General features: G+C 62.6%; 25 protein-coding genes. 16 read left to right on the forward strand and 9 right to left on the reverse strand.

Features of this window, described 5'->3' with window-relative positions:
• Positions 1 to 70 precede the first annotated feature (70 nt).
• The 7 genes from glyA to HWX91_RS33360 all read left to right on the forward strand — a co-directional run bounded on the left by glyA (position 71) and on the right by HWX91_RS33360 (position 4851).
• The gene (glyA, locus tag HWX91_RS33330; protein ID WP_028198806.1) at positions 71 to 1318 is read left to right on the forward strand and encodes a serine hydroxymethyltransferase; all 1248 of its coding nucleotides are present in this window, start codon (positions 71 to 73) and stop codon (positions 1316 to 1318) included.
• 6 nt (positions 1319 to 1324) lie between these two features.
• A complete protein-coding gene (gene nrdR / locus HWX91_RS33335) occupies positions 1325 to 1807 on the forward strand; it encodes a transcriptional regulator NrdR (RefSeq protein WP_027799387.1) in 483 nt (160 codons plus the stop codon).
• Between the two features lie 205 nt (positions 1808 to 2012).
• A complete protein-coding gene (locus HWX91_RS33340) occupies positions 2013 to 2573 on the forward strand; it encodes a GspH/FimT family pseudopilin (RefSeq protein ID WP_028198805.1) in 561 nt (186 codons plus the stop codon).
• A complete protein-coding gene (locus tag HWX91_RS33345) occupies positions 2570 to 3028 on the forward strand; it encodes a type IV pilus modification PilV family protein (RefSeq protein ID WP_028198804.1) in 459 nt (152 codons plus the stop codon). The genes HWX91_RS33340 and HWX91_RS33345 overlap by 4 nt, the downstream gene beginning before the upstream one ends.
• Entirely contained in the window at positions 3025 to 3834 is an 810-nt protein-coding gene (locus tag HWX91_RS33350; RefSeq protein WP_028198803.1) for a PilW family protein, read from the forward strand. Before HWX91_RS33345 ends, HWX91_RS33350 begins: the two co-directional genes overlap by 4 nt.
• The gene (locus HWX91_RS33355) at positions 3831 to 4409 is read left to right on the forward strand and encodes a pilus assembly PilX family protein (protein WP_235429668.1); all 579 of its coding nucleotides are present in this window, start codon (positions 3831 to 3833) and stop codon (positions 4407 to 4409) included. Before HWX91_RS33350 ends, HWX91_RS33355 begins: the two co-directional genes overlap by 4 nt.
• 10 nt (positions 4410 to 4419) lie before the next feature.
• Complete coding sequence (locus HWX91_RS33360; RefSeq protein WP_028198801.1) at positions 4420 to 4851, forward strand: type IV pilin protein; 432 nt, start codon at positions 4420 to 4422, stop codon at positions 4849 to 4851.
• A 76-nt stretch (positions 4852 to 4927) separates the two neighbouring features.
• Here the strand turns inward: HWX91_RS33360 and HWX91_RS33365 are convergent, their stop codons facing one another.
• From HWX91_RS33365 to HWX91_RS33375, 3 genes are all read right to left on the reverse strand, one after another.
• Entirely contained in the window at positions 4928 to 5407 is a 480-nt protein-coding gene (locus HWX91_RS33365) for a DUF3318 domain-containing protein (protein ID WP_028198800.1), read from the reverse strand.
• Positions 5408 to 5545: 138 nt separating this feature from the next.
• Positions 5546 to 5932 carry a phage holin family protein gene (locus HWX91_RS33370; protein WP_028198799.1) on the reverse strand — a complete coding sequence of 129 codons (387 nt, stop codon included), beginning with the start codon at positions 5930 to 5932 and terminating at the stop codon, positions 5546 to 5548.
• Positions 5933 to 6076: 144 nt separating this feature from the next.
• Positions 6077 to 6379 (reverse strand): ElaB/YgaM/YqjD family protein, encoded by a 303-nt coding sequence (locus HWX91_RS33375; protein WP_028198798.1) that lies wholly within the window; start codon positions 6377 to 6379, stop codon positions 6077 to 6079.
• A gap of 397 nt (positions 6380 to 6776) precedes the next feature.
• Here HWX91_RS33375 and HWX91_RS33380 point away from each other — a divergent pair, with 397 nt between their 5' ends.
• Positions 6777 to 7415 (forward strand): peroxiredoxin, encoded by a 639-nt coding sequence (locus tag HWX91_RS33380; protein ID WP_028198797.1) that lies wholly within the window; start codon positions 6777 to 6779, stop codon positions 7413 to 7415.
• 152 nt (positions 7416 to 7567) lie between these two features.
• Here HWX91_RS33380 and HWX91_RS33385 read toward each other — a convergent pair whose 3' ends face one another.
• Positions 7568 to 8758, reverse strand: a complete 1191-nt coding sequence (locus HWX91_RS33385) for an acyl-CoA dehydrogenase (protein WP_028198796.1) — start codon at positions 8756 to 8758, stop codon at positions 7568 to 7570.
• Positions 8759 to 8862: 104 nt separating this feature from the next.
• Here HWX91_RS33385 and HWX91_RS33390 point away from each other — a divergent pair, with 104 nt between their 5' ends.
• A complete protein-coding gene (locus HWX91_RS33390) occupies positions 8863 to 9648 on the forward strand; it encodes an IclR family transcriptional regulator (RefSeq protein ID WP_028198795.1) in 786 nt (261 codons plus the stop codon).
• 61 nt (positions 9649 to 9709) lie between these two features.
• On the opposite strand, the gene HWX91_RS33395 is transcribed toward HWX91_RS33390, so the two are convergent.
• Positions 9710 to 10543: an EAL domain-containing protein gene (locus HWX91_RS33395; protein ID WP_028198794.1), complete on the reverse strand. Its 834-nt coding sequence runs from the start codon at positions 10541 to 10543 to the stop codon at positions 9710 to 9712.
• A gap of 346 nt (positions 10544 to 10889) precedes the next feature.
• On the opposite strand from HWX91_RS33395, the gene HWX91_RS33400 reads away from it, so the two are divergent.
• Genes HWX91_RS33400 through fahA form a run of 3 tightly spaced genes read left to right on the forward strand, consistent with a single transcriptional unit; the run spans position 10890 to position 14952 of the window.
• Positions 10890 to 12233 carry an MFS transporter gene (locus tag HWX91_RS33400; protein ID WP_028198793.1) on the forward strand — a complete coding sequence of 448 codons (1344 nt, stop codon included), beginning with the start codon at positions 10890 to 10892 and terminating at the stop codon, positions 12231 to 12233.
• A 47-nt stretch (positions 12234 to 12280) separates the two neighbouring features.
• Positions 12281 to 13627, forward strand: coding sequence for a homogentisate 1,2-dioxygenase (hmgA, locus tag HWX91_RS33405; RefSeq protein ID WP_028198792.1), 1347 nt, complete (start codon positions 12281 to 12283; stop codon positions 13625 to 13627).
• Complete coding sequence (gene fahA, locus HWX91_RS33410; RefSeq protein WP_028198791.1) at positions 13624 to 14952, forward strand: fumarylacetoacetase; 1329 nt, start codon at positions 13624 to 13626, stop codon at positions 14950 to 14952. The genes hmgA and fahA overlap by 4 nt, the downstream gene beginning before the upstream one ends.
• 179 nt (positions 14953 to 15131) lie before the next feature.
• Here the strand turns inward: fahA and HWX91_RS33415 are convergent, their stop codons facing one another.
• From HWX91_RS33415 to HWX91_RS33425, 3 genes are all read right to left on the reverse strand, one after another.
• Positions 15132 to 16292 (reverse strand): MFS transporter, encoded by a 1161-nt coding sequence (locus tag HWX91_RS33415; RefSeq protein ID WP_028198790.1) that lies wholly within the window; start codon positions 16290 to 16292, stop codon positions 15132 to 15134.
• A gap of 157 nt (positions 16293 to 16449) precedes the next feature.
• Entirely contained in the window at positions 16450 to 17616 is a 1167-nt protein-coding gene (locus tag HWX91_RS33420; protein ID WP_028198789.1) for an MFS transporter, read from the reverse strand.
• A 243-nt stretch (positions 17617 to 17859) separates the two neighbouring features.
• Entirely contained in the window at positions 17860 to 18684 is an 825-nt protein-coding gene (locus HWX91_RS33425) for a crotonase/enoyl-CoA hydratase family protein (RefSeq protein WP_028198788.1), read from the reverse strand.
• Positions 18685 to 18764: 80 nt separating this feature from the next.
• Between HWX91_RS33425 and HWX91_RS33430 the strand changes: the two genes are divergently transcribed.
• On the forward strand, positions 18765 to 19382 hold the full coding sequence (locus HWX91_RS33430; protein WP_028198787.1) for a plasmid fertility inhibition factor family protein: 618 nt from the start codon (positions 18765 to 18767) through the stop codon (positions 19380 to 19382).
• Here the strand turns inward: HWX91_RS33430 and HWX91_RS33435 are convergent.
• A complete protein-coding gene (locus HWX91_RS33435; RefSeq protein ID WP_028198786.1) occupies positions 19379 to 20377 on the reverse strand; it encodes a 2-hydroxyacid dehydrogenase in 999 nt (332 codons plus the stop codon). The two genes, HWX91_RS33430 and HWX91_RS33435, sit on opposite strands and share 4 nt — an antisense overlap.
• 539 nt (positions 20378 to 20916) lie before the next feature.
• On the opposite strand from HWX91_RS33435, the gene aspT (HWX91_RS33440) reads away from it, so the two are divergent.
• The 3 genes from aspT (HWX91_RS33440) (at position 20917) to HWX91_RS33450 (ending at position 26168) form a co-directional block, all read left to right on the forward strand.
• Entirely contained in the window at positions 20917 to 22599 is a 1683-nt protein-coding gene (gene aspT, locus HWX91_RS33440; RefSeq protein ID WP_028198785.1) for an aspartate-alanine antiporter, read from the forward strand.
• A 118-nt stretch (positions 22600 to 22717) separates the two neighbouring features.
• Positions 22718 to 24400 carry an aspartate-alanine antiporter gene (gene aspT, locus HWX91_RS33445; protein ID WP_028198784.1) on the forward strand — a complete coding sequence of 561 codons (1683 nt, stop codon included), beginning with the start codon at positions 22718 to 22720 and terminating at the stop codon, positions 24398 to 24400.
• Positions 24401 to 24503: 103 nt separating this feature from the next.
• Positions 24504 to 26168 (forward strand): bifunctional aspartate transaminase/aspartate 4-decarboxylase, encoded by a 1665-nt coding sequence (locus tag HWX91_RS33450; RefSeq protein ID WP_028198783.1) that lies wholly within the window; start codon positions 24504 to 24506, stop codon positions 26166 to 26168.
• The last annotated feature ends 19 nt before the right edge of the window (positions 26169 to 26187 follow it).

The raw sequence follows: 26187 nt of genomic DNA on the forward strand, positions 1-26187 counted from the left end.
GCGCTGCGTACCCTCTACGCAAGATTCGGCGCACGATCCGGTCAACCTGAACACACTCAACGGAATCCGTATGTTTGATAGAGCCCAAAGCACCATCGCCAACGTCGATCCTGAACTCTGGAGCGTCATCCAGCAGGAAAACCGCCGTCAGGAAGAGCACATCGAACTGATCGCGTCGGAAAACTACACGAGCCCGGCCGTGATGGCTGCGCAGGGCTCGCAACTCACCAACAAGTACGCCGAAGGGTACCCGGGCAAGCGCTATTACGGCGGCTGCGAATACGTCGACATCGCCGAGCAGCTGGCGATCGACCGCGTCAAGCAACTGTTCGGCGCCGAAGCCGCCAACGTGCAGCCCAACTCCGGCTCGCAGGCGAACCAGGGCGTGTTCTTCGCCATGCTCAAGCCGGGCGACACGATCATGGGCATGAGCCTCGCGCACGGCGGTCACCTGACGCATGGTTCGCCGGTCAACATGTCGGGCAAGTGGTTCAACGTGGTGAGCTACGGCCTGAACGAAGCTGAAGACATCGACTACGAAGCCGCCGAGAAGCTGGCTCAGGAACATAAGCCGAAGCTGATCGTGGCGGGCGCCTCCGCATTCGCGCTGCGTATCGATTTCGAACGCCTGTCGAAGATCGCCAAGTCGGTTGGCGCGTATTTCATGGTCGACATGGCGCACTATGCCGGCCTGATCGCCGCGGGCGTCTACCCGAACCCGGTGCCGCACGCTGATTTCGTCACCACCACCACGCACAAGAGCCTGCGCGGCCCGCGCGGCGGTGTGATCCTGATGAAGGCCGAGTTCGAAAAGCAGATCAACTCGGCAATTTTCCCGGGCATTCAAGGTGGTCCGCTGATGCACGTGATCGCCGGCAAGGCCGTCGCGTTCAAGGAAGCACTGTCGCCTGAGTTCAAGGCCTATCAGCAACAAGTCGTTGAGAACGCGCGCGTGCTGGCTGAAACGCTGGTCAAACGTGGTCTGCGGATCGTCTCGGGGCGCACCGAAAGCCACGTGATGCTGGTCGATCTGCGCGCGAAGAAGATCACCGGCAAGGCAGCGGAAGCTGCGCTCGGCGCGGCGCACATCACCGTCAACAAGAACGCGATTCCGAACGACCCGGAAAAGCCGTTCGTCACGAGCGGCGTGCGTCTCGGTTCGCCCGCCATGACCACGCGCGGCTTCGGCGTCAAGGAAGCGGAGCAGGTGGGTAACCTGATCGCCGACGTGCTGGACAACCCGGAAGACGCAGCCACGATCGAACGCGTGCGTGCACAAGTCGCTGAGCTGACCCAGCGCTTCCCGGTCTACCGTTAAGACGCCATGCATTGCCCCTTCTGCCGTCACGCCGATACGCAAGTTGTGGATTCGCGCGTATCCGAAGACGGCGCGACGATTCGCCGGCGCCGCCGCTGCCCGGCCTGCGACAAACGTTTCACGACGTATGAGCGGGTCGAGCTGGCGTTGCCGTCGGTCGTCAAGAAGGATGGCAGCCGCACGGAATTCGATCGACGCAAGATCGTAGCGAGCATGCAACTGGCGCTGCGCAAGCGCCCGGTCGCGGCGGACGCGATCGACGCGGCAGTCGCACGCATCGAATATCAACTGCTCGGCAGCGGCGAGCGCGAAGTGCGCAGCGAGCGCCTCGGCGAGCTCGTGATGAACGAGTTGCGTGCGCTCGACACCATTGCTTACGTGCGTTTCGCTTCTGTCTACCGGCGCTTCGAAGACGTCTCCGAATTCGAGGACGTGATCGAGGAATTTCGCCGCGCCTCTTCTCCTCCCAAGCCTTCTCGCAAGCGCTGATTGCTGCCGTACCTGAAGCCGCGCTCCAGACTCTGTTTTCCGCAGCGTAGGTTCACGCATCTGCATCTCCACTCCCGTTATGGTCCGTTACGCGTGCATTTTTGCGCGGGTTAGCGCCTGAGTGCCACCTGGCCATTCGGCCGATTGTTGAGCCGTTTGCGAATCGCTAGATTGGCTGCATTCTTTGCAACGATCAGGGATGCAGATGAAATGGAATGCAGTTTGTTGGCGGCAGCATCGCGGCTTTACGCTTGTGGAAACACTGGCTGTGGTCACGCTGCTATCGATAATCGCCGTGATGGCGACGCCGTCGTTCGTTGCATGGCATGTGCGCGACCAGGTCGACGCCCGCGCAAAAGTGCTTGCCGCAACACTCGCTTATGCGCGCAGCGAGGCATTGCGTCGCGGTGCTCGCGTCACGGTGTGCCGAATCGATGCGGCGCGGCATTGCCTTGCCGCAGGGCAAGCTTGCGGCAATGGCGTCACCGACTGGTCGTGCGGCTGGGCTGTATTGGCCGAGCGGGGCGGTTCGCTTTCGCTGCTGCGCGCCCAGCCATCGCTCGCAGCGGTCAGCATCACCGGGACGCAGACCAGTCTCACGTTTACGCCGCCGGCGGGGCAGCTGATCGGTGCCTTCCGCAGCTTCGATATCGCGCCGCGGGTGCCGTCAAAAGGGACGCGGGGTGACCAGTGGCGGCGCTGCATCCGCATCGCGGCAGGCGGGCGGCCGCGCATTGTCGCAGGCACCTGTGGAGCGGCATCATGAGCCGATATCCGTCGAACTCACGGGCGCACAACGGCCCGGTAAGCCGCTCAACGAGGCATCGAGGCAGTTCGCTGATTGAGGTGATGCTGGCCGTTGCGCTGCTGGCAGTGACGACGCTCGGGCTGATCGCCGGTCAATTGTGGATTGCGCGCGAAGCCCGTGCGATGGCAATGCGCGAGCACGCGGCATGGATTGCCGATGCCGTCGCCGAGGCGATGCGCGAGCCTGCGGCAGGCGATGCTGCGATCAGGCAATGGAGTGCGCTTGCTGCGGCCCTGTTGCCGCACGGCGAGGCGTCGGTGCGGGAAAGTGGCGGTGTGTCTGCCGCACGCGTCACCTGGGCTGCCCTGCGCAATCTGCCGCGTGCCGACGATGTCATCGACAAACCCGAGTCGTGCGGCGGTGCGGATGTTCCCGCCGGCTCCTCATGCGTTGCGCTGGCGTTCGCGAAATGACGCGGCGTATCGATAGCGCGCGTGGTCATACGCTCGTCGAGTTCGTGATCGCAATCGCACTGGGATTGGTGGTGACCGCCGGTGCAGTCTCGCTTTATACAACGCAGCGTAACGTGTTCGAGCGCGAGAGCGATGCGATGCGGATCCGCGAAGCTGGCCTGACCGCGCTTACGCTGCTGGGACAGCAAGTTCAAATGGCCGGCTTCGTGCCTGCGGACGTCGTGAGGTTCAACAGTCCGCCAGCGTTGTTCGGATGTTCGGGAGGACGCCCGACCGGCACGGACGGCAGCGTTGCCTGCGAGGCATTGCCTGGCCGCTCGGACGGCATTCTGGTTCGTTATGTCGGAGACACCGTGTCGACATGGCCGTCGGCGACCGGCCAATCGACCGACTGTCTGGGTCAGGCTGTAGCGAACAACGATGCGGCACTCGGTGGCCAGGGTGTGTTAGTGGTCAATCGATACTTCGCCAGGGTCAGCGGGTCGACGGGTGAGCCGGAACTTTACTGTGAAGGCAATGGCAAGGCGGGGTCCGCGCAACCGTTGGTCGAAGGCGTCGAACGTGTGCGTTTCAAGTACTGGCTGCGCGGCGGGCTGGCGGCCGTAGACGCTTCAGTAGTGACGGCCAGTCAATGGGCGGAGATCGTCGCCGTCGATCTCTGCGTGCTCGTTCGCGGAGCGCCGCAAGGGCGGCGCGTGCGCTACGTGGATTGCGATGGCGTAAGCACTCTGGGGACCGACATGGGCGCGCGTCAGGCCTTCTGGCGGCGGGCGGCGATGCGTAATCACCCGGAGGATTCGCCATGACAGGAGAACTTCGTGGCCCGACGCGTCGTGTGTCGCTGAAAAATCCGGCACGTTCTATCCATGCCGGTCCTGGATCACGTATTCGCAACGTCGGCACTGTCCTGCCGATCGTCCTGCTGATTTCCGCGATGATGTTGACAACCTCCGCAGCCTGGTTCGAAACAGCGCTAGCGGCGGCGCGCGGCGCCAATAACGCGCACGACTACCTGCAGGCATTTCATGCCGCGGATTCGGCGCTGACCCTCTGTGCGCGGAGCGCGATCGCCGCGGCAGCTTTCGAATCGCAGCCAGTGGCTTCGCTCTTGCCCGGTGAGCCGACGCAATGGACGCGCGAAGCCGCCTTTGAAGCCGGCGCCGTCGCGCCGGTCGCGCAGTGGCCAGGATCGCTGCGTGCGCCGCAGTGTTTGATCGAAGCCTGGCGTCTGGGCACGCGTGCCGATGCCCGCGCCTATTTACTCACCTCGCGTGGCTTTGGCCGGACGGCAGAGTCGCAGGTGTGGTTGCAGATGGAACTTGTGATCGAGGGTGAACAGATCGAGCGCCATTGGCGTCATGTCGTGGCGCGACCATTTTGACGGGAGGTTCATGACGAGGCAGCACACACGGGCATTTACGCTACTGGAACTGATGATCGCGCTGGCAATAGCGGCGACGCTGGTCGCTTTTGCCGTGCCCTCCTACCGGAATCATGTTGCGCGAACGCACAGGATCGACGCGGCATCCGCGCTTTATCGAGCCGCGCAATTCGTCGAGCGAGCGGCAAGCGACGGCGCCGCGACATTGCCGCCGGGCCTGGATCAGACGCCACAATTCGGCACGCCAATCTATCGGCTGCAAGTGCTGCCGGCGGACGACACAAACGGCGGTTATTCGGTAGAGGCCGCACCGCTGGATAGCGGTCCGATGCGCGACGACGCTTGTGGAATCTTTACGCTGGATGCGACAGGGTTGCGAGGCAATAGAAGCGGCGCAAGCGCTACAGTGCCGGCAAGCGGCGAGTGCTGGAATACGAGCTAGGGCCTGCTACCGGGAACGTGCCGACCAGGGAGTCGAAACGCGATGGCACACAGACAGGCCATGCTTGTGCGGCCTCTCAGTATCCGCTATCGACAGCACCTTCATTGTCGTTGGTAGACGTGGCGGAGTCGCTCTTCATTTGCTGCCAGATTCGATACGCTTCCCAGGCGGCAAGCGCAAGGCCGCCCCATTTGAGTGCGGGCTTCGCACTTGCGGCAAGCGTCGCGCGCAGCGGCTTGGCCAGTACTAGCGAAGCGATCGAACTGATGAGCGGATATTGTTTGAGAAGCGCGCCGATGCTCCCGGCGTTGAGAACGCTCGCCTTCGATCCGCTACCTACGCGCAAGCCGCCGAAGCCCGGCACAATGAATTTGAGCCAGCTGAAGTGCGTGACGGCCTGCCGCAGTTCGATGGTCGCCTGAGCGAGTTCCAGGCGCTCGACATCCGCGCGCACCAGCAGCAATTCCTTGCGCAGCGCTCGCAGATGCGGCGCGCTCAGATCCTTGGCCTGGTAGCGTTTGTTGCGAAAGGCGGTATCGGAATGGGATTGGCTCATGGCGTGTCGGCTGCAGTGGAAGTAGGGCGGTAAAACGGTGCTGCAAGTCGCTCGAGGTGTTTGCGGAGTATCTGTAAAAACTGTGAACCGGTTGGGGCGCGTCCAGTAACCCAACATCAACCCAAGCTGCCTACCGCATCACGGTTTGCGAAACAGGTCGCGGTCTTTTTCGAACTCGGCAAGTGTGGCTTCGAACACCATTGGGGCATTGCGCAAACCGCTGCGCGCTTTCAGTGCACAGACTATTCCAGCAATGGCATAAACCGCCGTGATGCCGGCGAGCGCTTGCCATCGGTAGGTGTCCCAGAACGCGATCGCGATCAGCGCCGTCAAGGCGATCAGGGCCATCGTCGCGAGCATCATGGCGGCGAGGCCAAGGAACAGCACGCCGATCAGACGATCTTTTTCTTCGGCGAGTTCGATCCCGACCAGTTCCAGCCGCGTTTGCAAAATGGCAAACACGGATCCGATGATACGGCGCAACGGACTATGTTCGCCGTGCTGCGATTGTGTTTCGATCGTCATGGCTTTGGGCGTTGCGCGTGAAGGCCTAACCGGCGCGTGAAAACGAGCGCGCCAGGAGAAGCGGACCGGCCAAAATGCGCCGGTCAACTTGATTCGCTGGTGTGCTGGACGCGATACGCCGCAGCGTCACCAGTGTGCGCAGTGTTACTTGCGGTTGATCAACAGCCCAAGCAGTACGCCGGCGCCCGCGGCGATGCCGATGGATGCCCACGGGTGCTCGTGCACGTAATCGTCGGTTGCGCGGGCGGCCTTCTTGCCTTTCTCGACCACCACGACCTGTACGTCAGCCGCCTTTTCCTTAGCCTGCTTCAGGCGCGTGAGCGCCGTTTCACGCAGTTCCGAAGCGCGCTCGCCAGTGGCGCTCGCGGCCTGTTTCAGCAGATCCTCAGCGTCCGCGAGGACGGTTTTGATATCCGACATCAATCTCTCCTTGTTGACTTCCGACATTGACAGCTCCCCTTCGTCTCACGCCACGCGTGAATCGTAACCAAAGAAACGGCCGCTGGCGAGCGCAGTGCTCGGTTCTCGATAACGAACGCACGAACCGTTCCTGGTTGAAGGAAAGCTTAAAAACTCCCTCTATGCGGCACCGTGCAGCAAAGTTTGCCTAAGATGGAGTTGATCTGTCCCGCAAAGTTTCCACTAAAACGGTGAAAATTACAAAAACGCATAAAGTAGTGACGCGATGTTCGTTAGGTGTGTACGGTCACTCCCGTATGCTGTAGCTTTGCCGGGGGCGCATTAGCCAGGGACGCTTTAGCCGAGGTGTCTTCGCCAGGGGCCCTTTGGCGTGGCGTCGCCGGCGAACGCGCGGAATGTCCGAACACAATCAAGGAGCTGCATTATGAGTCTACGTCTTGGCGATATCGCGCCGGATTTCGAGCAGGAGTCGAGTGTTGGCCGTATCAGGTTCCACGAATGGCTGGGTGACAGTTGGGGTGTGCTGTTCTCGCATCCCGCTGATTTCACGCCGGTCTGCACGACCGAGCTGGGTTTGACGGCGAAGCTGGCCGACGAATTCGAGAAGCGCAATGTCAAGACGATTGCGTTGTCGGTCGACAGCGCCGAATCGCACAAGGAATGGATCAAGGACATTAACGAGACGCAAGCCGCCAATGTCGGTTTTCCGATTCTCGCCGACGGCGACCGCAAGGTCTCCCAGTTGTACGACATGATTCACCCGAACGCCAGTGAGACGTTCACCGTCCGCTCGCTGTTCGTGATCGATCCGAAAAAGAAAATCCGTTTGACCATTACGTATCCGGCCAGCACCGGGCGCAACTTCGACGAAGTGCTGCGCGTGATCGACTCGCTGCAACTCACCGACTCTCACTCAGTCGCCACGCCCGGCAACTGGAAGCAGGGCGACGACGTGGTGATCGTGCCGTCGTTGAAAGATGAAGAAGTCATCAAGCAGAAATTCCCGAAGGGATACAAGGCGCTGCGCCCGTATCTGCGTTTGACGCCGCATCCGAACAAGTAAGCGGCTGATGGAGCACGCGGCGCCCCCTTGGATTCATGGTGGCGCCGCAATAGAAAAAGGCCGGTTCACAGGAACCGGCCTTTTCTTTTCCATCCAGCAAGTCAGCGGCCAGAACCAGACCGCGAAACGCCGCCATCAACGCAATCGGCGCGTCAGAAAAACGCTTGAATTCCGGTTTGCGCGCGCCCGAGGATCAGCGCGTGGATGTCGTGCGTCCCTTCATAGGTGTTCACGACTTCCAGATTGACCAGATGCCGTGCGATGCCGAACTCGTCCGAGATGCCGTTGCCGCCGAGCATGTCGCGCGCGAGCCGCGCAATGTCCAGCGCCTTGCCGCACGAATTGCGTTTCATGATCGACGTAATTTCAACGGCAGCCGTGCCTTCGTCTTTCATGCGGCCCAGACGCAAAACGCCTTGCAGGCCGAGCGTGATTTCGGTTTGCATGTCGGCGAGCTTTTTCTGGATCAACTGGTTCGCGGCGAGCGGCCGGCCGAACTGCTTGCGGTCCAGCACGTACTGACGCGCCGTGTGCCAGCAGGCCTCAGCCGCGCCAAGCGCGCCCCAGGCAATCCCGTAGCGCGCCGAGTTCAGGCACGTGAAGGGGCCGCGCAAACCGCTGACCTCGGGGAAGCGATTCTCTTCCGGCACGAACACTTCGTCGAGCACGATCTCGCCGGTGATCGAAGCGCGCAAACCCACCTTGCTATGGATGGTCGGCGCCGACAACCCCTTCCATCCCTTCTCGAGAATGAAGCCGCGAATCGAGTCCTTGCCGTTTTCCTCGAGCTTTGCCCACACGACAAACACGTCGGCGATTGGCGAATTGGTGATCCACATCTTCGAGCCCGACAGCGAATAGCCGCCGTCGACCTTTTTCGCCCGCGTCACCATGCTGCCCGGATCGGAGCCGTGGTTCGGCTCGGTCAGTCCGAAGCAGCCGATCCATTCGCCGGTGGCGAGCTTCGGCAGGTACTTCTGCTTTTGCGCTTCCGAGCCGAATTCGTAGATCGGCACCATCACGAGCGATGACTGCACCGACATCATCGACCGGTAGCCGGAATCGACGCGCTCCACTTCGCGCGCGATCAGACCGTACGCCACGTAGTTCAGGCCGGGGCCGCCGTATTGCTCCGGAATCGTCGGCCCGAGCAGCCCGAGCTCGCCCATTTCGCGGAAGATCTCGATGTCGGTCTTCTCGTGACGGAACGCTTCGAGCACGCGCGGCTGCAGCTTGTCCTGCGAGTAAGCGGCGGCGGCGTCGCGCACCATGCGTTCGTCTTCGGTGAGCTGCTGATCCAGCAGCAACGGGTCTTCCCAGTGAAACTGCGCGGCCTCTGCCATGACGTATCTCCTGATTCCTTGCTTGACCAAAACGGATTTGTGCTTGACTTAAGTTCCGCTATGCGGAACAATGTTTTGCAAACCACGACCGAGTGTATCACCACATGACGCCTGCATCCACTCTCTCCGAACCGCTCGACGAGCGAAAATTTGTCGTCGCCCTCGCTCGTGGTCTGGACTTGCTGCGCGCGTTCAAGCCGGGCGACACGATGCTCGGTAATCGCGATTTCGTCGAACGCACGGGTTTGCCGAAGGCGACCGTCAACCGTTTGACCTACACGCTGACCATGCTCGGCTATCTGCGGTTCGACGAAACCCTGGGTAAATATGCGCTCGACGCCGGCGTGCTGTCGCTAGGTTTCGCGCTGCTCTCGGGTACCGACACGCTCGAACTCGCGCGCCCGCACATGCGCACCTTCGCGCGCGAAGTGGGCGCGGCGGTGTCGCTCGGGTGCCGCGACGGTCTCGACATGATTTATCTGGAGACGATCCGCAGCGAAACCGCATTGACGCTCGGACTCGCCTCCGGCTCGAAACTGTCGATGTTGACGAGTTCGATGGGGCGCGCGTATCTGGCGGTGCAGGCGCCGGACGTGCGCGTCGCATTGCTGGCCGAGCTCAAGAAAGCCGCCGGCAAGGAGGGCGCTGCATTGCTGGCGGATGCCGAAAAGGAAATCGAGGCCTTCGCGCACGAGCGTTGCTGCTATTCGTTCCGCGCGTGGCATGACGACGTGAACGCGGTCGCGGTGCCGTTTCGCGAGCCACGAGAAGGCCGCTGGCTGGTGTTGAGTTGCAGCGGGCCGGCGTCGTCGATGGGGGAGGAGGTGTTTCGGGAAACCGTGGCGCCGCGTCTGAAGGCGCTGGCGCGCCGTCTGGGGGATACCGGTTGAGCGCCGGCGGGCTCAACCCCGGCTGATCCGGACGAGCTCCGGTGAATCCCGGAGAACCGGGTCACACTGCCCGATCGTGATAATGCGCGGTGAACAACGGCCCTTGCACGAAGCGCACGTCGTACTGCTGCAGCGCGAGGAACTGCGGCTCATCGATCACCCGATTGAAGATCAACGGAACCCGCAGCCGGCTCGCATAGCCGACTAGCGGCTTCACCATTGCATCGCGCAACGCGATTGCCGCATCCATCTTGATGAAGTCGAGCCGCGCCGTTTCCGAGACCGACAGAATCTGCCCCGCGTTCGACAGATTCCCCGCCACCTTGAAGCCGTAGCGCTGATAGCTCGTGGTCAGATAACCAAGGAACGTCTTATGCGCGACCGCTGCGGCGGGCAGTTCGATCACCACGCGCGACGGGTTCAGCCCGAACGACAGCAGCACACTCGAGAAATGCCGTCCGTGGTCGTACTTGACGCTCTTGAGCAGGCGCTCGTGCACCCGCAGAAACAACAGCCCGTGCCGCTGCGCGCCGAAGAAATTGATCGCGTGCAGTGCGCGTGACATGCGGTCGAGCGCGACCAGTTGCTGATCGTCGGCGATCCGGTCGAAGGGATCGAAAGCATCGAAGGCCGCGCCGTCGAGACGTTGCGTGACCGCCTGAAAGCCGAGTTCATCGCCGAAACGATCCACGCCTTCGGCACCCGACGTCAGCGACTGCGCCAACGCATGCACGCTGATATCGAAGATCGGCTCATAGGCACTGGCAAGCTCGACGCCGTCGAACCGCGCCAGCGCGATCTCGCTATGCACGCCCGTTCCCATCACCAGATGTTCGCCGAGAAAGGGGTGCTCGGCGGCGCGGGCAATCAGGTTGGGGATGGTCGGCGGAATCATGTAGGCGAATGGATGGAGATAGGTGCGCACTGGGCGCCCGGCAACACGACGCGGTTGCCGCATCCATTGATGGTAGCAGTCCGCGCCGCGCGCACTTGAACAAAATGCTCATAACGTTATCGGTCGAGCGCCTGTCAGCACGGGCTGCCGGCGTGTTCACCGCAAGCATTCAGGGTATACGTTAATTTCACTATTCGTAATTGGTTTTACTATACGTAAATCTCTGCGCGGCAGCGCAGCGTGGTGGCGTCTGCGCTTTCTTTGCGGGAAAGGCGCCCGCCTGTGCGGACCATCGCCTGGTGCGCACCGCGAATCAGCAATCCAGTCAGGACGAGGGGACGACCTAATGAGCGCCAAACCGGCCGCAGCCGCCGCCAATGTCATCGAAGTCGAGCGCGTGCTCGGCGAATCGCATCACCCCGCATTTCAATTGATGCTGCTCGCGCTATGCGGTCTGTGTCTCGTGATCGACGGCTTTGACGCGCAGGCGATGGGCTACGTCGCGCCAAGCGTGATCGGCGAATGGCATGTTTCCAAGGCGGCGCTCGGGCCAGTGTTCAGCGCCAGTCTGTTCGGCATGCTGCTGGGCGCGCTGGGCTTGTCGGTGCTGGCTGACCGGATTGGCCGGCGGCCGGTTCTGATCGGCGCAACGTTCTTCTTCGCGCTGTCGATGCTGGCCACGCCCTTCGCCACGACGATCCCCGTCTTGATCACGCTGCGCTTCATCACCGGGCTTGGCCTCGGCTGCATCATGCCGAACGCGATGGCGCTGGTCGGCGAGTTCTCCACGCCCGCGCATCGCGTCAAGCGCATGATGCTGGTGTCGTGTGGTTTTACGCTGGGCGCGGCGCTCGGCGGCTTCATCAGTGCCGCGCTGATTCCCGCGTACGGCTGGCGCGCGGTGTTCTGGGTAGGCGGCGCGGTGCCCTTGCTGCTCGCGTTCGCGATGCTGGCGGCGTTGCCGGAGTCGTTGCAATTCCTCGTTCTCAAAGGACGCAGCGATCGCGCGTTACGCTGGCTCGCCAGGTTCGATCCGACGTTGCCGATCGATGCGAACACGCGTGTCGTCGTGCGTGAGAAGGGCAACGGCGGCGCGCCGGTTGCCGAGCTGTTCCGTGCGGGACGGGGTGCTGTCACACTGATTCTGTGGGCGATCAGTTTCATGAACCTGATCGATCTTTATTTCCTGTCGAACTGGCTGCCCACCGTGATGCGCGACGCCGGCTACTCGCCGGGCACGGCGGTGATCGTCGGCACCGTGCTGCAAACCGGCGGCGTGGTCGGCACTTTGCTGCTTGGCTGGTTCATCGAGCGCTTTGGTTTTGTGCGCGTACTGTTTGTGTGTTTCGCGGGCGCGGCGCTGGCCGTCGGCACCATCGGTACGGTGGCGCATGCGTTGCCGTGGCTGCTGCTTGTCGTGTTCGTGGGCGGCTTCTGCGTGGTTGGCGGCCAACCTGCGGTCAACGCGTTGGCCGGCCACTTTTATCCGACCGCGTTGCGTTCCACCGGCATCGGCCGCATCGGCTCGGTGATCGGGCCGCTGGTCGGCGGACAATTGATTGCACTGAACTGGTCGAACGAATCGCTGTTTCACGCGGCTGCGCTGCCGGTGCTGTGCTCCGCGCTGCTGGTGATCGCACTGGCCGCGGCGACACGGCAACGCAGTCCATCCGAACCGCGCACGGCCTGAGATAAACCGCTCACGCCGGCCGATCGAGTATCAACGGAGAACCTTGCATGGAAACCTCAACCCGTACACCGAACACCGCCAGTTCGCGGCTCGAGATCGAGCCGGGCTATCAGTCGGGATTCGCTAACGAATTCGCTTCGGAGGCTTTGCCGGGCGCGTTGCCCGAAGGCCGCAATTCGCCGCAGCGTGCGGCCTATGGCTTGTACGCGGAGCAGTTGTCGGGCACCGCGTTCACGGCGCCGCGCGGACACAATCGCCGTTCGTGGCTGTACCGGATTCGTCCGGCGGCCGTTCACAAGCCGTTCACGCAACTGCCGTCGGAACGGCTCGTCGCCAACTTCGCCGAAGTGCCGCCTACACCGCCCAACCAGTTGCGCTGGGATGCGTTGCCCATGCCCACCGAGCCGACCGATTTCATCGACGGTTGGGTGACGATGGCAGGCAACGGTTCGGCCGAAGCGATGAACGGCTGCGCGATCCACCTGTACGCCGCGAATCGCTCGATGCAGGACCGCTTCTTCTACAACGCCGACGGCGAGTTGCTGATCGTGCCGCAGGAAGGCCGCCTGCATATCGCCACGGAAATGGGCCAACTCGATGTCGAGCCGTTCGAAATCGCCGTGATCCCGCGCGGTGTGCGCTTCGCGGTGAGCCTGCCGGATGGCGCGGCGCGCGGCTACATCTGCGAGAACTTCGGCGCGTTGCTGCGTCTGCCGGACCTCGGCCCGATCGGTTCGAACGGCCTTGCCAATCCGCGTGATTTCCTCACGCCGCATGCCGCGTATGAAGACCGCGAAGGCGATTTCGAACTCGTCGCCAAGATGAACGGCAATCTGTGGCGCGCGGACATCGGCCATTCACCGCTCGATGTAGTGGCGTGGCACGGCAACTACGCGCCGTACAAATACGACCTGCGCCGCTTCAACACGATCGGTTCGATCAGCTTCGACCATCCGGACCCGTCGATCTTTCTGGTGCTGCAGTCGCAAAGCGATACGCCGGGCGTCGATACGATCGACTTCGTGATTTTCCCGCCGCGCTGGCTCGCGGCCGAAGATACGTTCCGCCCGCCCTGGTTCCATCGCAACGTGGCGAGCGAATTCATGGGCCTCGTGCACGGCGTGTACGACGCGAAGGCCGAGGGTTTCGTGCCGGGCGGCGCGAGTCTGCACAACTGCATGTCGGGTCATGGACCGGACGCGGACACCTTCGAGAAAGCGTCGCACAGCGATACGTCCACGCCGAAGAAGGTCGGCGACACGATGGCCTTCATGTTCGAAACGCGCACCCTGATCAAGCCGACCCGTTTCGCGCTCGAAACGGCGCAACTGCAGGCGCATTACTACGAGTGCTGGCAAGGTCTCAAGAAACACTTCAACCCGGAGCAACGATGAACGCATTGAGCGATCTTCAGGCGACGCTCGATCCGTCGCGCAAGAGCTGGGTCGAGTCGGCTAACGACCCGACCAACGATTTTTCGATCCAGAACCTGCCGTTCGGCATTTTCAGCGACAAGGCCAACCCCGCGCGGCGCGTGGGTGTGGCGATCGGCGACCAGATCGTCGATCTGAGCGTGCTCAAATCGGCCGGCTTGCTCAAGCTTCCGGTCGCCTCGGCCGATCAATTCATTGCGCTGAAGGATCGGGCGTTCGAGCAGGACACCCTCAACGATTTCATCTCGCTTGGCCGCGATGCATGGCGCAGCGTGCGCATCCAGTTGAGCAGTCTGCTGGCGCGCGACACCGCGACCTTGCGCGACGATGCCGCCTTGCGCTCAAAAGCCCTGGTGCGCGAGGCCGATGCGCAACTGCACCTGCCGGTGCAGATTCCCGGCTACACCGATTTCTATTCGTCGAAGGAGCACGCGACCAATGTGGGCTCGATGTTCCGCGATCCCAAGAATGCGCTGTTGCCTAACTGGTCGGAGATGCCGATCGGCTACAACGGACGCGCGTCGTCGGTGGTGGTAAGCGGCACGCCGGTGCGGCGGCCCAACGGTCAGTTGAAACTGCCGGATCAGGAACGTCCGGTGTTCGGCGCGTGCCGCAAGCTGGATATCGAACTGGAGACTGGTTTCGTGATCGGCAGCGGCAATACGCTGGGCGAGCCGATTGCCTGCGCCGATGCCGAAGCGCACATCTTCGGCATGGTGCTGTTGAACGACTGGAGCGCGCGCGATATCCAGCAATGGGAATACGTGCCGCTCGGCCCGTTCAACTCGAAGACGTTCGCGACGACGATCTCGCCGTGGATCGTGACGCTCGACGCGCTCGAACCGTTCCGCGTCGAGCAGCCGGTGCAGGAGCCGCAACCGTTGGCATACCTGCGCCACGACGGCAAGCACGCGTTCGACATCTCACTGGAAGTGACGCTGCGGCCGCAAACCGCAAAGCAGGCCACCACGATCTCGCGGACCAACTTCAAGCACATGTACTGGACGATGGCGCAACAGCTCGCGCATCACACGGTGTCGGGCTGCAACACGCGGGTCGGCGATCTGATGGGCTCCGGCACGATCAGCGGCCCCACTACGGATTCATGCGGCAGCCTGCTCGAATCCACCTGGAACGGCAAGAATCCGCTGGAACTGAAGGAAGGCGGCACGCGAGGCTTTATCGAAGACGGCGACGAGCTGACGCTTGCCGGTTGGTGTCAGGGCGATGGCTACCGTGTCGGCTTCGGGACTTGCGTTGGAGAAATTCTGCCGGCGTTGAAATAACGCGGAAGAAGCGCGGAAGAAGCGCGGAACAAGCGCGGCACGAAGCGCAATGCAAAACGGGGAGGCCATCGCGGCTTCCCCGTTTTGCCTACCGGCTCCGGCATGGGCAACAGAGTATCCGCGTTAGCATCAGCACCGCGGCCGCAGCCGCACCGTCAGCCACACCGTCAGCCACACCGTCAGCCGATCGCTCCCGCCGGCGCGCGCCGCCTTTCCCACCACGCAGCAACGAGAAACGCGAGCGCCGCGGCAAGCAGCACGCCGACCATCGCATCATTGCCGACCCCCTTCATCAATGCGCCGGCCACCAGCGGACCACCGAAACTGGCGGCGCTCCATGACGCGCCCATCAGTGAACTCGCTGACACCAGCGCGACGCCGCGGAAACGCTCGCCGCACGCAACCAGCGACAGCGTATAGACCGCACCAGCCGCCGCACCGAGCACATATAGCAGAGGCCAGCACAGCCACGGTGACTGAATCGCCCAGGGCAGCAACGGCAGCAGCACCACCACGATCACACCGCAGCCGATATGCACGCGTTCGCGGCCAAGCCGGTCGGCGAGCCAGCCGATCGGATACTGCAGTGTCGTGTCGCCGAGCAGCAGGGCCGAGGCGAACAGCACGGCCACTTCGCTCGTGATGCCATGCGACATGGCGAAGAGCGGCAGCAGCGACAGCGCGATCGTGTCGAACAGCGCGAAGAAGCCCGTGCCGATCACAAGCGCCGGCATTTGCGGCAGCACGTGGCGCCAACTGCCGTGCGCTGCGTGTTCATCCTCGGACGCGTGCGGTGTTTTGCGGATACTGGCGAGCGTCGGCAAGGCGAGCAGGAAGATCGCGCCGCACATCAGGAAACGCCCGTGCATGAAATCGGCGATCTGGCTCACCAGGACCGGGCCCGACATCTGGAATAGGGTGAAGGTGGTCGCGTAGATCGCGATGACCCGGCCGCGGGTGGCGTCGTCGGCGAGCTGGTTGACCCATGCTTCGCTGATCGTGAAGAGCAGCATCAGCGCCGCGCCGCAGAGCACGCGCAACACCGCCCATAACCATAGGTTCGAGGTGAATTGCATCAGCGCGGTGGCGAGCGCGACGGTCAGCACCGCGCCGACGATTACCTGGCGGCCGCCAAAGCGCGCCGCGACCCAAGCGGCCAGCGGCACGACGATCAGACCACCGCCGGCTTGCGCGGCGGTCAACAGGCCGACCACGTCGGTGCCATAGCCTGCCTGCGTCAGCGCGAGGGCGGTGAGCGGAAGCGTGGCGCCGCTGCCGAGTCCGACGACGGCGACACTCAGGATCAGTGCGAGGAAATCGCGTGTGAAGATGACTTTCATCGGCCGAGATGCTACTACGGCCTCAAGTCATTCGTCCTTTGCACCTTCGTGCGGAGTGGGTAAGAACGGTAGTTAGCGCATACGAGGTGGGCGCCTCGCCGCTAGCATGCCGCGGCGCCGTCAATCTGCCGCCAATCAACCACCATTCAACCACCAATCAGCCGGCTACCGCCATCCGTTGCGCGCGCCGGTCGATCGACACCGACCACAGCGTCAGCGCCAGTGCACCGATCGAGGTCGCCACGCCGACCCACGGCAGCGTGGTAAGCGGCGCGCCCGCGCCGATCGCCATGCCGCCGAGCCACGCGCCGGTTGCATTGCCGAGGTTGAACGCGCCTTGATTGAGAGTCGACGCCAGATTCGGCGCATGGCTTGCGCGGTCGACGATCAGCATTTGCAGCGGCGGCACGATCGCGAAAGCCAGAACACCCCACACGAAGATAGTGATCATGGCCGGAATCTGCGCATGCATCGTGCCGGCGAAAATGGTCAGGATCACGACGATTGCCAGCAGAAACGCGACCAGCGAGGGCATCAGCCGCCAGTCCGCGAGCTTGCCGCCGAGCGTGCTGCCCACCGTCAAGCCGAGGCCGAACAGCAACAGCACGAAGGTGACCGCGTGCGGCGTGAAACCGCTCACGTCTTCGAGAATCGGCGTGATGTAGGTGAAGGTGGAAAACAGGCTGGCCGACGCGAGCACGCTGATGCCGAGCACCATCAGCACTTGCGGGTTTTTCAGCACGCTGAATTCGCGCACAAGGCTTGCCTTCTGCATCTCGATTCTGGCCGGCAGGCAAACCGCGAGCGCCAGCGCGGCAAGAATACCGATACCGGTGACCGCCCAGAAGGTCGCGCGCCAGCCCACTGCCTGCCCGAGCGCGGTGCCGAGCGGCACGCCGAGCACATTGGCGAGCGTCAGGCCCGTGAACATCAGCGCGATGGCTTGCGCGCGGCGGTTCGGCGCAACCAGACCGGCCGCGACCACCGACCCGATGCCGAAGAACGCGCCATGGCAGAACGCCGTGACGATGCGCGCGGCCATCAGCACCGCATAGCTAGGCGCGATCGCGCACAGCAGGTTGCCGACGATAAAGACCCCGATCAGGCTCATCAACGCTTTCTTGCGCGGCATATTGGCCACGGCGATCGCGACAATCGGTGCGCCGATGGTGACGCCGAGCGCATAGGCCGACACCAGCATGCCGGCGGCGGGAATCGATACGGACAGGTCGCGGGCAACATCGGGCAGTAGCCCCATGATCACGAATTCAGTGGTACCGATTCCAAAGGCAGCAACGGCAAGGGCGAGCAGGGGTAAAGGCATGGGTGACGGAGCGTGAATCGGCGCGACGGGAAGCGTCGCGCGGCAGGCGCGCATTTTTCGGGGCGAGAACGCATGCGCCATGCAAGGGGAAAACAGTAGGGGATTCTACCTAAGTCAAAACAGCCTTGCTGAGCGTCAAGCCAGTTGTTGTTTTTTTCTGAAGCTGGCTTCGAGAGCGGATTTGAAATGCGCGTGGCGTGGGCGTTGCATGTGTTTGAGATGCGGCAGCACAATAACGCAGTTTTATGGCGCGCTTTCGTCTGATTTGAAAGTGCTGCCATGACGGCCGGCACCTTCGGCGAAACGTGCGGCGCCCGCGACGCCTTCTTCGAAGACGGCCTGATAGCCGCCGGCACCTTCGCGTTGCAACGCGAGGGCAAGATCCTCGAGCGTGCTGTTTTCGAGCGCGGAGCGGCGGTCCGCCAGCAGCGCGCCCTGCGGAAAGGCCGCCAGTTCAGCGGCCAGTTGTTCCGCCGCGGCGCGGGCTTCACCTTTGCGTACCACGCGGTTGGCCAGCCCCAGGTTGAGCGCTTCCTGCGCCTCCACCGCGCGGCCCGTCAAAATCAGATCGAGCGCCCGCGACAGGCCAATCAGACGCGGCAAGCGGACCGTGCCGCCGTCGATCAGCGGAATCCCGACGCGTCGGCAGAACACGCCGAGCACGGCATCTTCCTCGACCACGCGCAGATCGCACATCGCGGCCAGTTCGAGGCCGCCGGCGACCGCATGGCCGGCGATCGCGGCGATCACCGGTTTGCTGAAGCTCATGCGCGTCGGGCCCATCGGACCAGGTCCGCTGCCGTCGGCGTGCAGTTCATTGCGGCGGCTCTCGTCGGCGAGCGCGGTGAGGTCCGCGCCGGCGCAGAAGGTGCCGCCTGCGCCGAACAGCACGGCCGCGCGCCATGCCGGCTCCGCTTCGAAACGAACGAAGGCTGCACTGAGCGCTTCCGCCGTAGGCCGATCGACGGCATTGCGCCGCGCGGGCCGTTGGAGCACGATGGTGGCGACGCCGGTGTCTTCGTTGGCTTCGATGCGCACATGCTCATTCAAATGTTGCGTCGTTATCATCGTTGTCTCCGTTGAGGGCGGTGCCCGGCCGCTGATCCAGTCAGTGTGCTCATGCGCTGCGCTTAATCCCGATGGTTGTCATGCGTCTTTCACAATCGGCTCGTAGCGTTAGCGCTCTTTTAACGCGCTGGCGGATTTCAGCTAGCTTTTCGAGCTTGCCTTTGTCCTTGTCCAATTCATCACCCGAAGCTGTGCCGGCTTGTGCGGAGACGGTCTGGACCGTACCCCTCCATGACCATCAATGGTACGACCATGTGCGCCTGAAGCGCGTCTTTGTGGCTGACGGCACGCGCCATCAAGTGGTCATGGTCGATGCTCGCAAGCTGTTGGAGTGCGCGGATCGCGACAACACCGATTACGTGCTCAAGCCGGTTGCCGAATGGCATGCGGGCAAAGTGCGCGGGATTCGCGAGTTTCTCGATCCGGACAATCCGCGTATTCCGCAGATGCCGTATGTGACGATCTCGACGCGTCGCGCGCCGGGTTTGCTGGGCTGGGTCGGTCTCGAGCGCGAAGGCGTGGTGGCGTTTCGCAATGGGCAGCATCGCGCGCGCTATCTGGCCGATGCGGGCGCGCGCTGGTTTCCGGTGGAAGTGCACGAGCGCGAGGCGGCCTTGCTGCGCGAGATTTGCGGCGCAGCGGACGACGCCCGCACGGCGATTCGCCCGACTACGGTAGATGGCGGCGGCAGCGCTTAACTTCGTGCCTGCACGACATTGCGCGGTGCGCCGGCCTGCCATGCCGCGACATTCTCGAGCGTGGTCTGCGCGATCTCGTTCATCGCCTCGCGCGTGAAGAACGCCTGGTGCGCGGTGACGATCACGTTCGGGAACATCAACAGGCGTGCCAGCACGTCGTCCTGCAGGGGCAGGTTCGAGTGGTCTTCGAAAAAGAGGCCGCCTTCTTCCTCGTACACATCGAGCCCCAGATGGCCGAGCTGGCCATCTTTCAGCGCGCCGATCAGCGCATTGCTTTCGACGAGGCCGCCGCGCCCGGTATTGATCAGCATCGCGCCGCGCTTCATCTTTGCCAACGCGGGCCCGTCGATCAGATGGTACGTGCCGGGCACCAGTGGACAATGCAGGCTGATCACGTCGCTTTCGGCCAGCAGCGTGTCGAGCGGCACGTAGCGCGCGCCGAGCGCGAGCAGATCCTCGGCCGGCGTGCCGGGGTCATGAGCCAGCACCTGCATGCCGAAGCCCGCCATGATGCGGCCAAATACGCGGCCGATCATGCCGGTGCCGATCACACCCGCGGTCTTGCCGTGCAGATCGAAGCCGAGCAGCCCATGCAGCGAGAAATCGCCTTCACGGGTACGCGCGACCGCACGCGGCAAGCGCCGGTTCAACGCGAGAATCAGGCCGACCGCATGCTCGGCGACCGCATGCGGCGAGTAGGCCGGCACCCGGGCAACCGTTATGCCGAGACGCTCGGCAGCGGCCAGGTCGACGTGATTGAAGCCCGCCGAGCGCAGCGCGATCATGCGCGTGCCGCCGGCATGGAGATGTTCCAGCACGGCGGCGTCGACGTTGTCGTTGACGAATGGGCAGACCACTTCATAGCCCTGCGCGAGGATCGCGGTTTCGACGTCGAGATGAGATTCCTGGAAGTGCAGTTCATAGCGATGCGTGCCGTTCGCTTCGGCGAACGTATCGCTGTCGTATTGGCGGCTGCTGAACAGAATCATGCGCATGAATGGCTCCGAAGAAAGCGTGCCGGCGCGGCAAATGGACTCACTGCGTGGCAGGCGGGCAGGACAGTATATCGACCCTATAGCTAATGGACGCCGCTTGCATGCGCAGTTCGCAATACGTTTCGAATTTACTAAAGATCATCTTTTGCGAAGCAAAAGCGGCCGTAATTGAAAATAATATTGACAGCGATGCCGAACTACAATATTTATTAAAAAAGCAATCCCAAAAAAGCATGAAGATATCGTGCTGAAAATCGGCCATCCATAGACTATGTTTGTGTCTGGGCATCAGGCAAACTTCGCGAGGAAAGCGTGACCGTCAAGCTTACCGTAGAGCGTTTCGCTACCTTCATTGCATTGCGGCATATCTATTGTGACGCCCATAGCGTCATGTCATTGCCATAAATTTCGATTTGATGAAAACCGGTTATGCCGGATGCGTCATTTTCGGGTCGTGAAGACCCGGATCGAATTCGCTTCGAATCCCAGAGAGAGATTCTTCAACTTTCTGCTAATAAACCGTAAATCGGCGAGCCAACATGATCGGTGAATTGCTGAGATCTCAACCGGAGATCGCGCTGTTCGCAAGTCTTGCAATCGGGTACTTCATCGGGTCGTTTCGCGTGGGGCCAATCCAGCTCGGGGGTGTGTGCGGCACCCTGATCGTGGCCTTGCTGCTGGGTCAGACAGGGGCGCGGCTGGCGCCCGATCTGAAGAACATCGCCTTCGCGCTGTTCATCTTCGCGCTGGGTTTCACCGGTGGCCCGCAGTTCTTCGCCAATATCGGCCGGGGGTGGCGTTACGGCTTGCTGTCGGTGGTCGAGATCGTGTCGGTGCTGGTGCTGATCATGATCGCCGTCTTCGTCATGCGGCTCGACGCCGGCACGGCGGCCGGCCTGCTGGCCGGCGCCGCGACGGAATCGGCCGTGATCGGCACCGCTTCGGAGGCGATCGCCAAGCTCGGCCTCGGCGATGCGGAGACCTTGCGCTTGCAGGCCAACATCGTGACCGCATACAGCGTGAGTTACCTGTTCGGCCTGATCACCATCGTCCTGTTCACCAGCCAGTTCGCGCCGCTGCTGCTGCGCGTCAATTTGCGCGAAGAAGCCGAGCGCGTATGGCACAAGCTGGGTGGCGACGGCGCCTTCGGCGAGGGTCAGCGGGCCGCGGCGCCGGCCCTGGTCGGCCGTGCGTTCCGGGTGGGTGCGGCGGCGGGCGGCACGATCCATGCATTTGAACAGACTTACGGCTTCAACCTCACCGTCGAGCGGGTCCGACGCAATGGCGCCGAGGTGCCGGCCGAGCCGCAACTGGTGCTGGCAGACGACGACGTGATTCTGGTGGCCGGGCGGCGCGAGGCGATCGTGACCGCGGCCGCCGGCCTCGGCGAAGAAGTGGCGGACGCCGGCTTCGGCCAACTCATTGCGGAGAAGCTCGACGTCGTGCTGACACGCCGCGAGGCGGAGGGTCTGACGGTCGCGCAGGTGCGCGAACGGGCGAAGCCGGAAGAGGGGCGCGGCGTTTATATCGCGGCCGTCACGCGGCTCGAAACGACGGTGCCCGCGTTGCCCGGCACTGAACTCAATCGCGGCGATGTGCTGACGCTGGTGGGCGCTAAGGCCGACGTCGAGCGCGGCGCGCGACATCTGGGCTACGTGCTCCCCGCAACCCAGAAAACCGACTTCGTTTATCTGGGCCTCGGCGTGCTGCTCGGCATGGCGATCGGTCACCTTGGCGGGCGTATCGGCGGTGTGTCGATCGCGCTCGGTACAGGCGGCGGCTGCCTGCTCTCAGGGCTGCTGTTCGGCTGGATCCGTTCGCGCCATCCGTTAATCGGCTCGCTGCCTTCCGCCGCCGCACAAATTCTCAAGGACTTCGGGCTTGCCACATTCATTGCTGCCGTCGGACTGTCGGCCGGCCCCGACGCCATCAAGCTGGTGCGCGAATACGGTCTGGCGTTGCCGGTCGCCGGCATTCTGATGGTGCTCGTGCCCGGTCTGCTGTCGCTGTGGATCGGCCGCGTGTTCCTCAAGCTCGAAACGCCCATGCTGCTCGGCGCCATTGCCGGTCAGCAATGCAGTACGCCGGCGATCAGCGCGCTGGTCGGCGTGACCGGCAACTCGACGCCCGTGATCGGCTACACGATCACCTATGCACTCTCGAACATTCTGTTGCCGTTGATGGGGCCGATCGTCGTCGGCCTTGCCGGGAAGTTCGGCTAGCCGGGCAGATGGACTGCGCGCGGCGTGGCGCGCGGTCGACCGCATGCGGATGCCGTGAGGTCCGTCTGCACATGCAGCACCCAGTACTCAGTATCGCAAACTATCCAGCGAGGGCACGATGGACTGGCTACATCACATTTTTCAGAAATCACCCGAGATTGCGCTGTTTTTGTCGCTTGCAGCGGGTTACTTCATCGGGCAGATCAACTTCGGTAAATTCCAGCTAGGCGGCGTGGGCGGTTCGTTGCTCGCCGCGGTCGTGATCAGTCAGGCCGGTGTGACGATCGACAACGGCGTGAAATCGGTGATGTTCGCCGTATTCATTTACGCGGTCGGATACGACTCCGGGCCGGGCTTCTTCAACTCCCTGAACCGCAAGACGCTGCGTGAGATCGCGATGGCGGTGTTTCTCGCCGTCTCCGCGCTAATCACCGTGGTGGTGTGCGCGAAGCTGTTCCATCTGAACAAGGGCCTCGCCGCGGGGCTCGCGGGCGGTGCGCTGACGCAGTCGGCGATTATCGGCACGGCCGGCGACGCGATCGCGCGTCTTGGTCTGCCCGCCGATCAGGTCAAGTCGCTGCAATCCGACGTCGCCATCGCGTACGCCGTGACCTACGTGTTCGGCTCGCTCGGCGCGATCATCGTCTGCGTGAACATCCTGCCGAAGTTTATGGGGCAAGGCTTGCGCGAGGCGTCGATCGAAGCGGAGCGTGAACTGTCCGCGGGTACGCCGTCCCTCAGCGCGGGGCAAATTAGTGCGTTACCCGAACTGGTGGGGCGTGCGTACCGGATCGATGTCAGTGCGGGGAAAACGGTCAAGGCCGTCGAGACCCTGCATCAGGACCTGTTGACGGTCGAGCGGATCAAGCGTGACGGCAAGAACCTGGAGCCGACGCCCGACGTGATCTTGCAACCCAACGACGAAGTGCTGGTGGTGGGCCGCCGCGAGGCGGTGGTCGCCTTCGGTGCGAACGGCAATGAAATTGCCAACGTCGAGGACAGTGGCGTCGTGATGCAGACGCGCCAGGGTGTATTCACGCGCAAAGGCATGAATCACACGACGATCGCCGCGGCACGTGAGGTCGTGGACCGCGATTTGCGCCATGGTGTCTTTATCCAGAGTGCTTCGCGTGCCGGCCAGCCGCTGCCGATCCTGCCTGAAACGAAGCTCGAACACGGCGACGTGATCACCTTTTACGGTTCGCCGAAAGACACCAAGCGCGCCGTCGATGCAGCCGGCTATGAACTGCCGTACAGCAACAAGACCGACTTCATCTATATGGGCGTCGGCCTTGTGCTCGGTCTGCTGATCGGGCTGATCGTCGTCAACGTGGCGGGGATTCCGCTCACGCTCGGCTCCGGCGGCGGCTGTCTGCTGGCCGGTCTGCTGTTCGGCTGGATGCGCGGCAAACATCCGATGTACGGCGCGATGCCGACAGCGGCTTCGCAATTGCTGAAAGACTTTGGTCTCGCGGCGTTCGTCGCGGTGGTCGGGTTGAACTCCGGCTTGCAGGCGGTCGTAACGGTCAAGCAGAGCGGCATGACGATTTTCCTGCTCGGCGTGTTCGTCACCTTGTTCCCACTGCTTCTGACGATGCTGTTCGGCCGCTATGTACTTGGCTACAGGAACGCGGCGATTCTGGCCGGCGCGCTCTCGGGTTCGCGCAGTGCCAATCCGGCGTTTGGCGGCGTGCTCGACAAGGCGGAAAGCGCCGTGCCGACGGTGCCGTTTGCGATCACCTATGCGATTGCGAACGTCGCGTTGACGTTGCTCGGACCGCTCGTGGTCGGGCTGGTTTAACCCGGTTTAGCACACGCATTTATCGATCTCTCTAACGCCTGCCTCAACTGAGAGTTTCACACGCGAGGCCGGCGTCATTCACTTGCACACTGGAGAACGCATCATGGCAAAAGAGAAAAGCGGCAAGAAACAAGGCGACATGGCTCAAGCCGGCTTCGCGGCGCTCAGCCCGTTCGAACTCAAGGACGAACTGATCAAGGCCGCCGGCGGCGGTGCGGTAGAGCGTGCCGCCAACGCGTCGATGCTCAACGCCGGCCGCGGCAACCCGAACTTCCTCGCGACGATTCCGCGCCACGGCTTCTGGCAGCTTGGTCTCTTCGCGATGCGCGAGTCGGAACGTTCGTTTGCCTATATGCCGGAAGGCGTGGGAGGGTTCCCGCGTCGCGAAGGGCTCACGGAGCGCTTCGATCTGTTCCTGCGCGAAAACAAGGGCGTACCGGGAATCGACTTTTTGCGTGGTGTGGTGTCGTATGTGCGCGATCAGCTCGGACTTTCCGCGGGCGACTTTCTCTATGAAATGTGCGAGGGCATTCTCGCGTCGAACTATCCGGTGCCGGACCGGATGCTCAAGTTGTCCGAACTGATCGTTGGGCAGTATCTGCGCAAGGAGATGATCGGCAACCATCCGTTTGTCGGCGAATTCGACGTGTTCGCGGTGGAAGGCGGCACGGCGGCGATGACTTACATCTTCAACACGATGCGCGAGAATCACCTGATCAAGCCCGGTGACACGATCGCGCTTGGCTTGCCGATCTTCACGCCGTACATCGAAATTCCGCGTCTCAACGACTATCAGCTCAACGTCGTGAATCTCGAGGCGGACGTTGCGAACGGCTGGCAGTATTCGAAGAAGGAACTCGACAAGCTGCGCGATCCCAAGGTGAAGGCGTTCTTCCTTGTGAACCCGAGCAATCCGCCTTCGGTGAAGATCGACGACGAGAGCCTTCAATACATCGCCGACATCGTCAAGGAACGCCCCGATCTGATTCTATTGACCGACGACGTGTACGGCACTTTCGCCGACGATTTCGTCTCGCTGTTCGCGCTCGCGCCGAAGAACACGATTCTTGTGTACTCGTACTCGAAGTATTTCGGCGCAACCGGCTGGCGTCTCGGCGTGATCGCGACGCATCGCGACAACGTACTCGACAAACTGATTGGCGAGTTGCCGAAAGAAGCGAAGCACCAGCTGCACGAGCGTTATGAATCGATCACGACTGAACCGGACAAGCTCAAGTTCATCGACCGCCTCGTCGCCGACAGCCGCACTGTCGCGCTGAATCACACCGCCGGTTTGTCGACGCCGCAGCAGGTGCAGATGGTGTTGTTCTCGCTGTTCTCGTTGATGGACACGCCGGACGCGTATAAGAACGCGTTGAAGCGTTTGATCCGCAAGCGCAAGCAGGCGCTGTACGAAGAGGTGGGTATTTCGTTCGAGGACAGCGATCCGAATCAGGTCGATTACTACACGATTCTCGACATCGAGTTCCTCGGCGAGCGCATGTTCGGCCGCGAGTTCGTCGAGTGGCTGCTGAAGAACACCGAGCCGTCGGAGTTGCTGTTCCGCCTCGCGCGCGAGGCGCGTGTGGTGCTGTTGCCGGGACGCGGCTTCGGTACGCAGCATCCGTCGGGACGGGTATCGCTCGCGAACCTGAACGAGTCGGACTACCGGCAGATCGGCCGCGCGATGCGCAAGCTGATCGAGGAGTATGTCGAGCGGTATAACGCGGCAACCGGCAAGAAGCTCGATAAGACCAAAGTGAAGTAAAAAAACTTGCGCAATCGCG

This window comes from Paraburkholderia fungorum (genome assembly GCF_902833645.1).
In the GTDB taxonomy this organism is placed as follows: Bacteria; Pseudomonadota; Gammaproteobacteria; order Burkholderiales; family Burkholderiaceae; genus Paraburkholderia; species Paraburkholderia fungorum.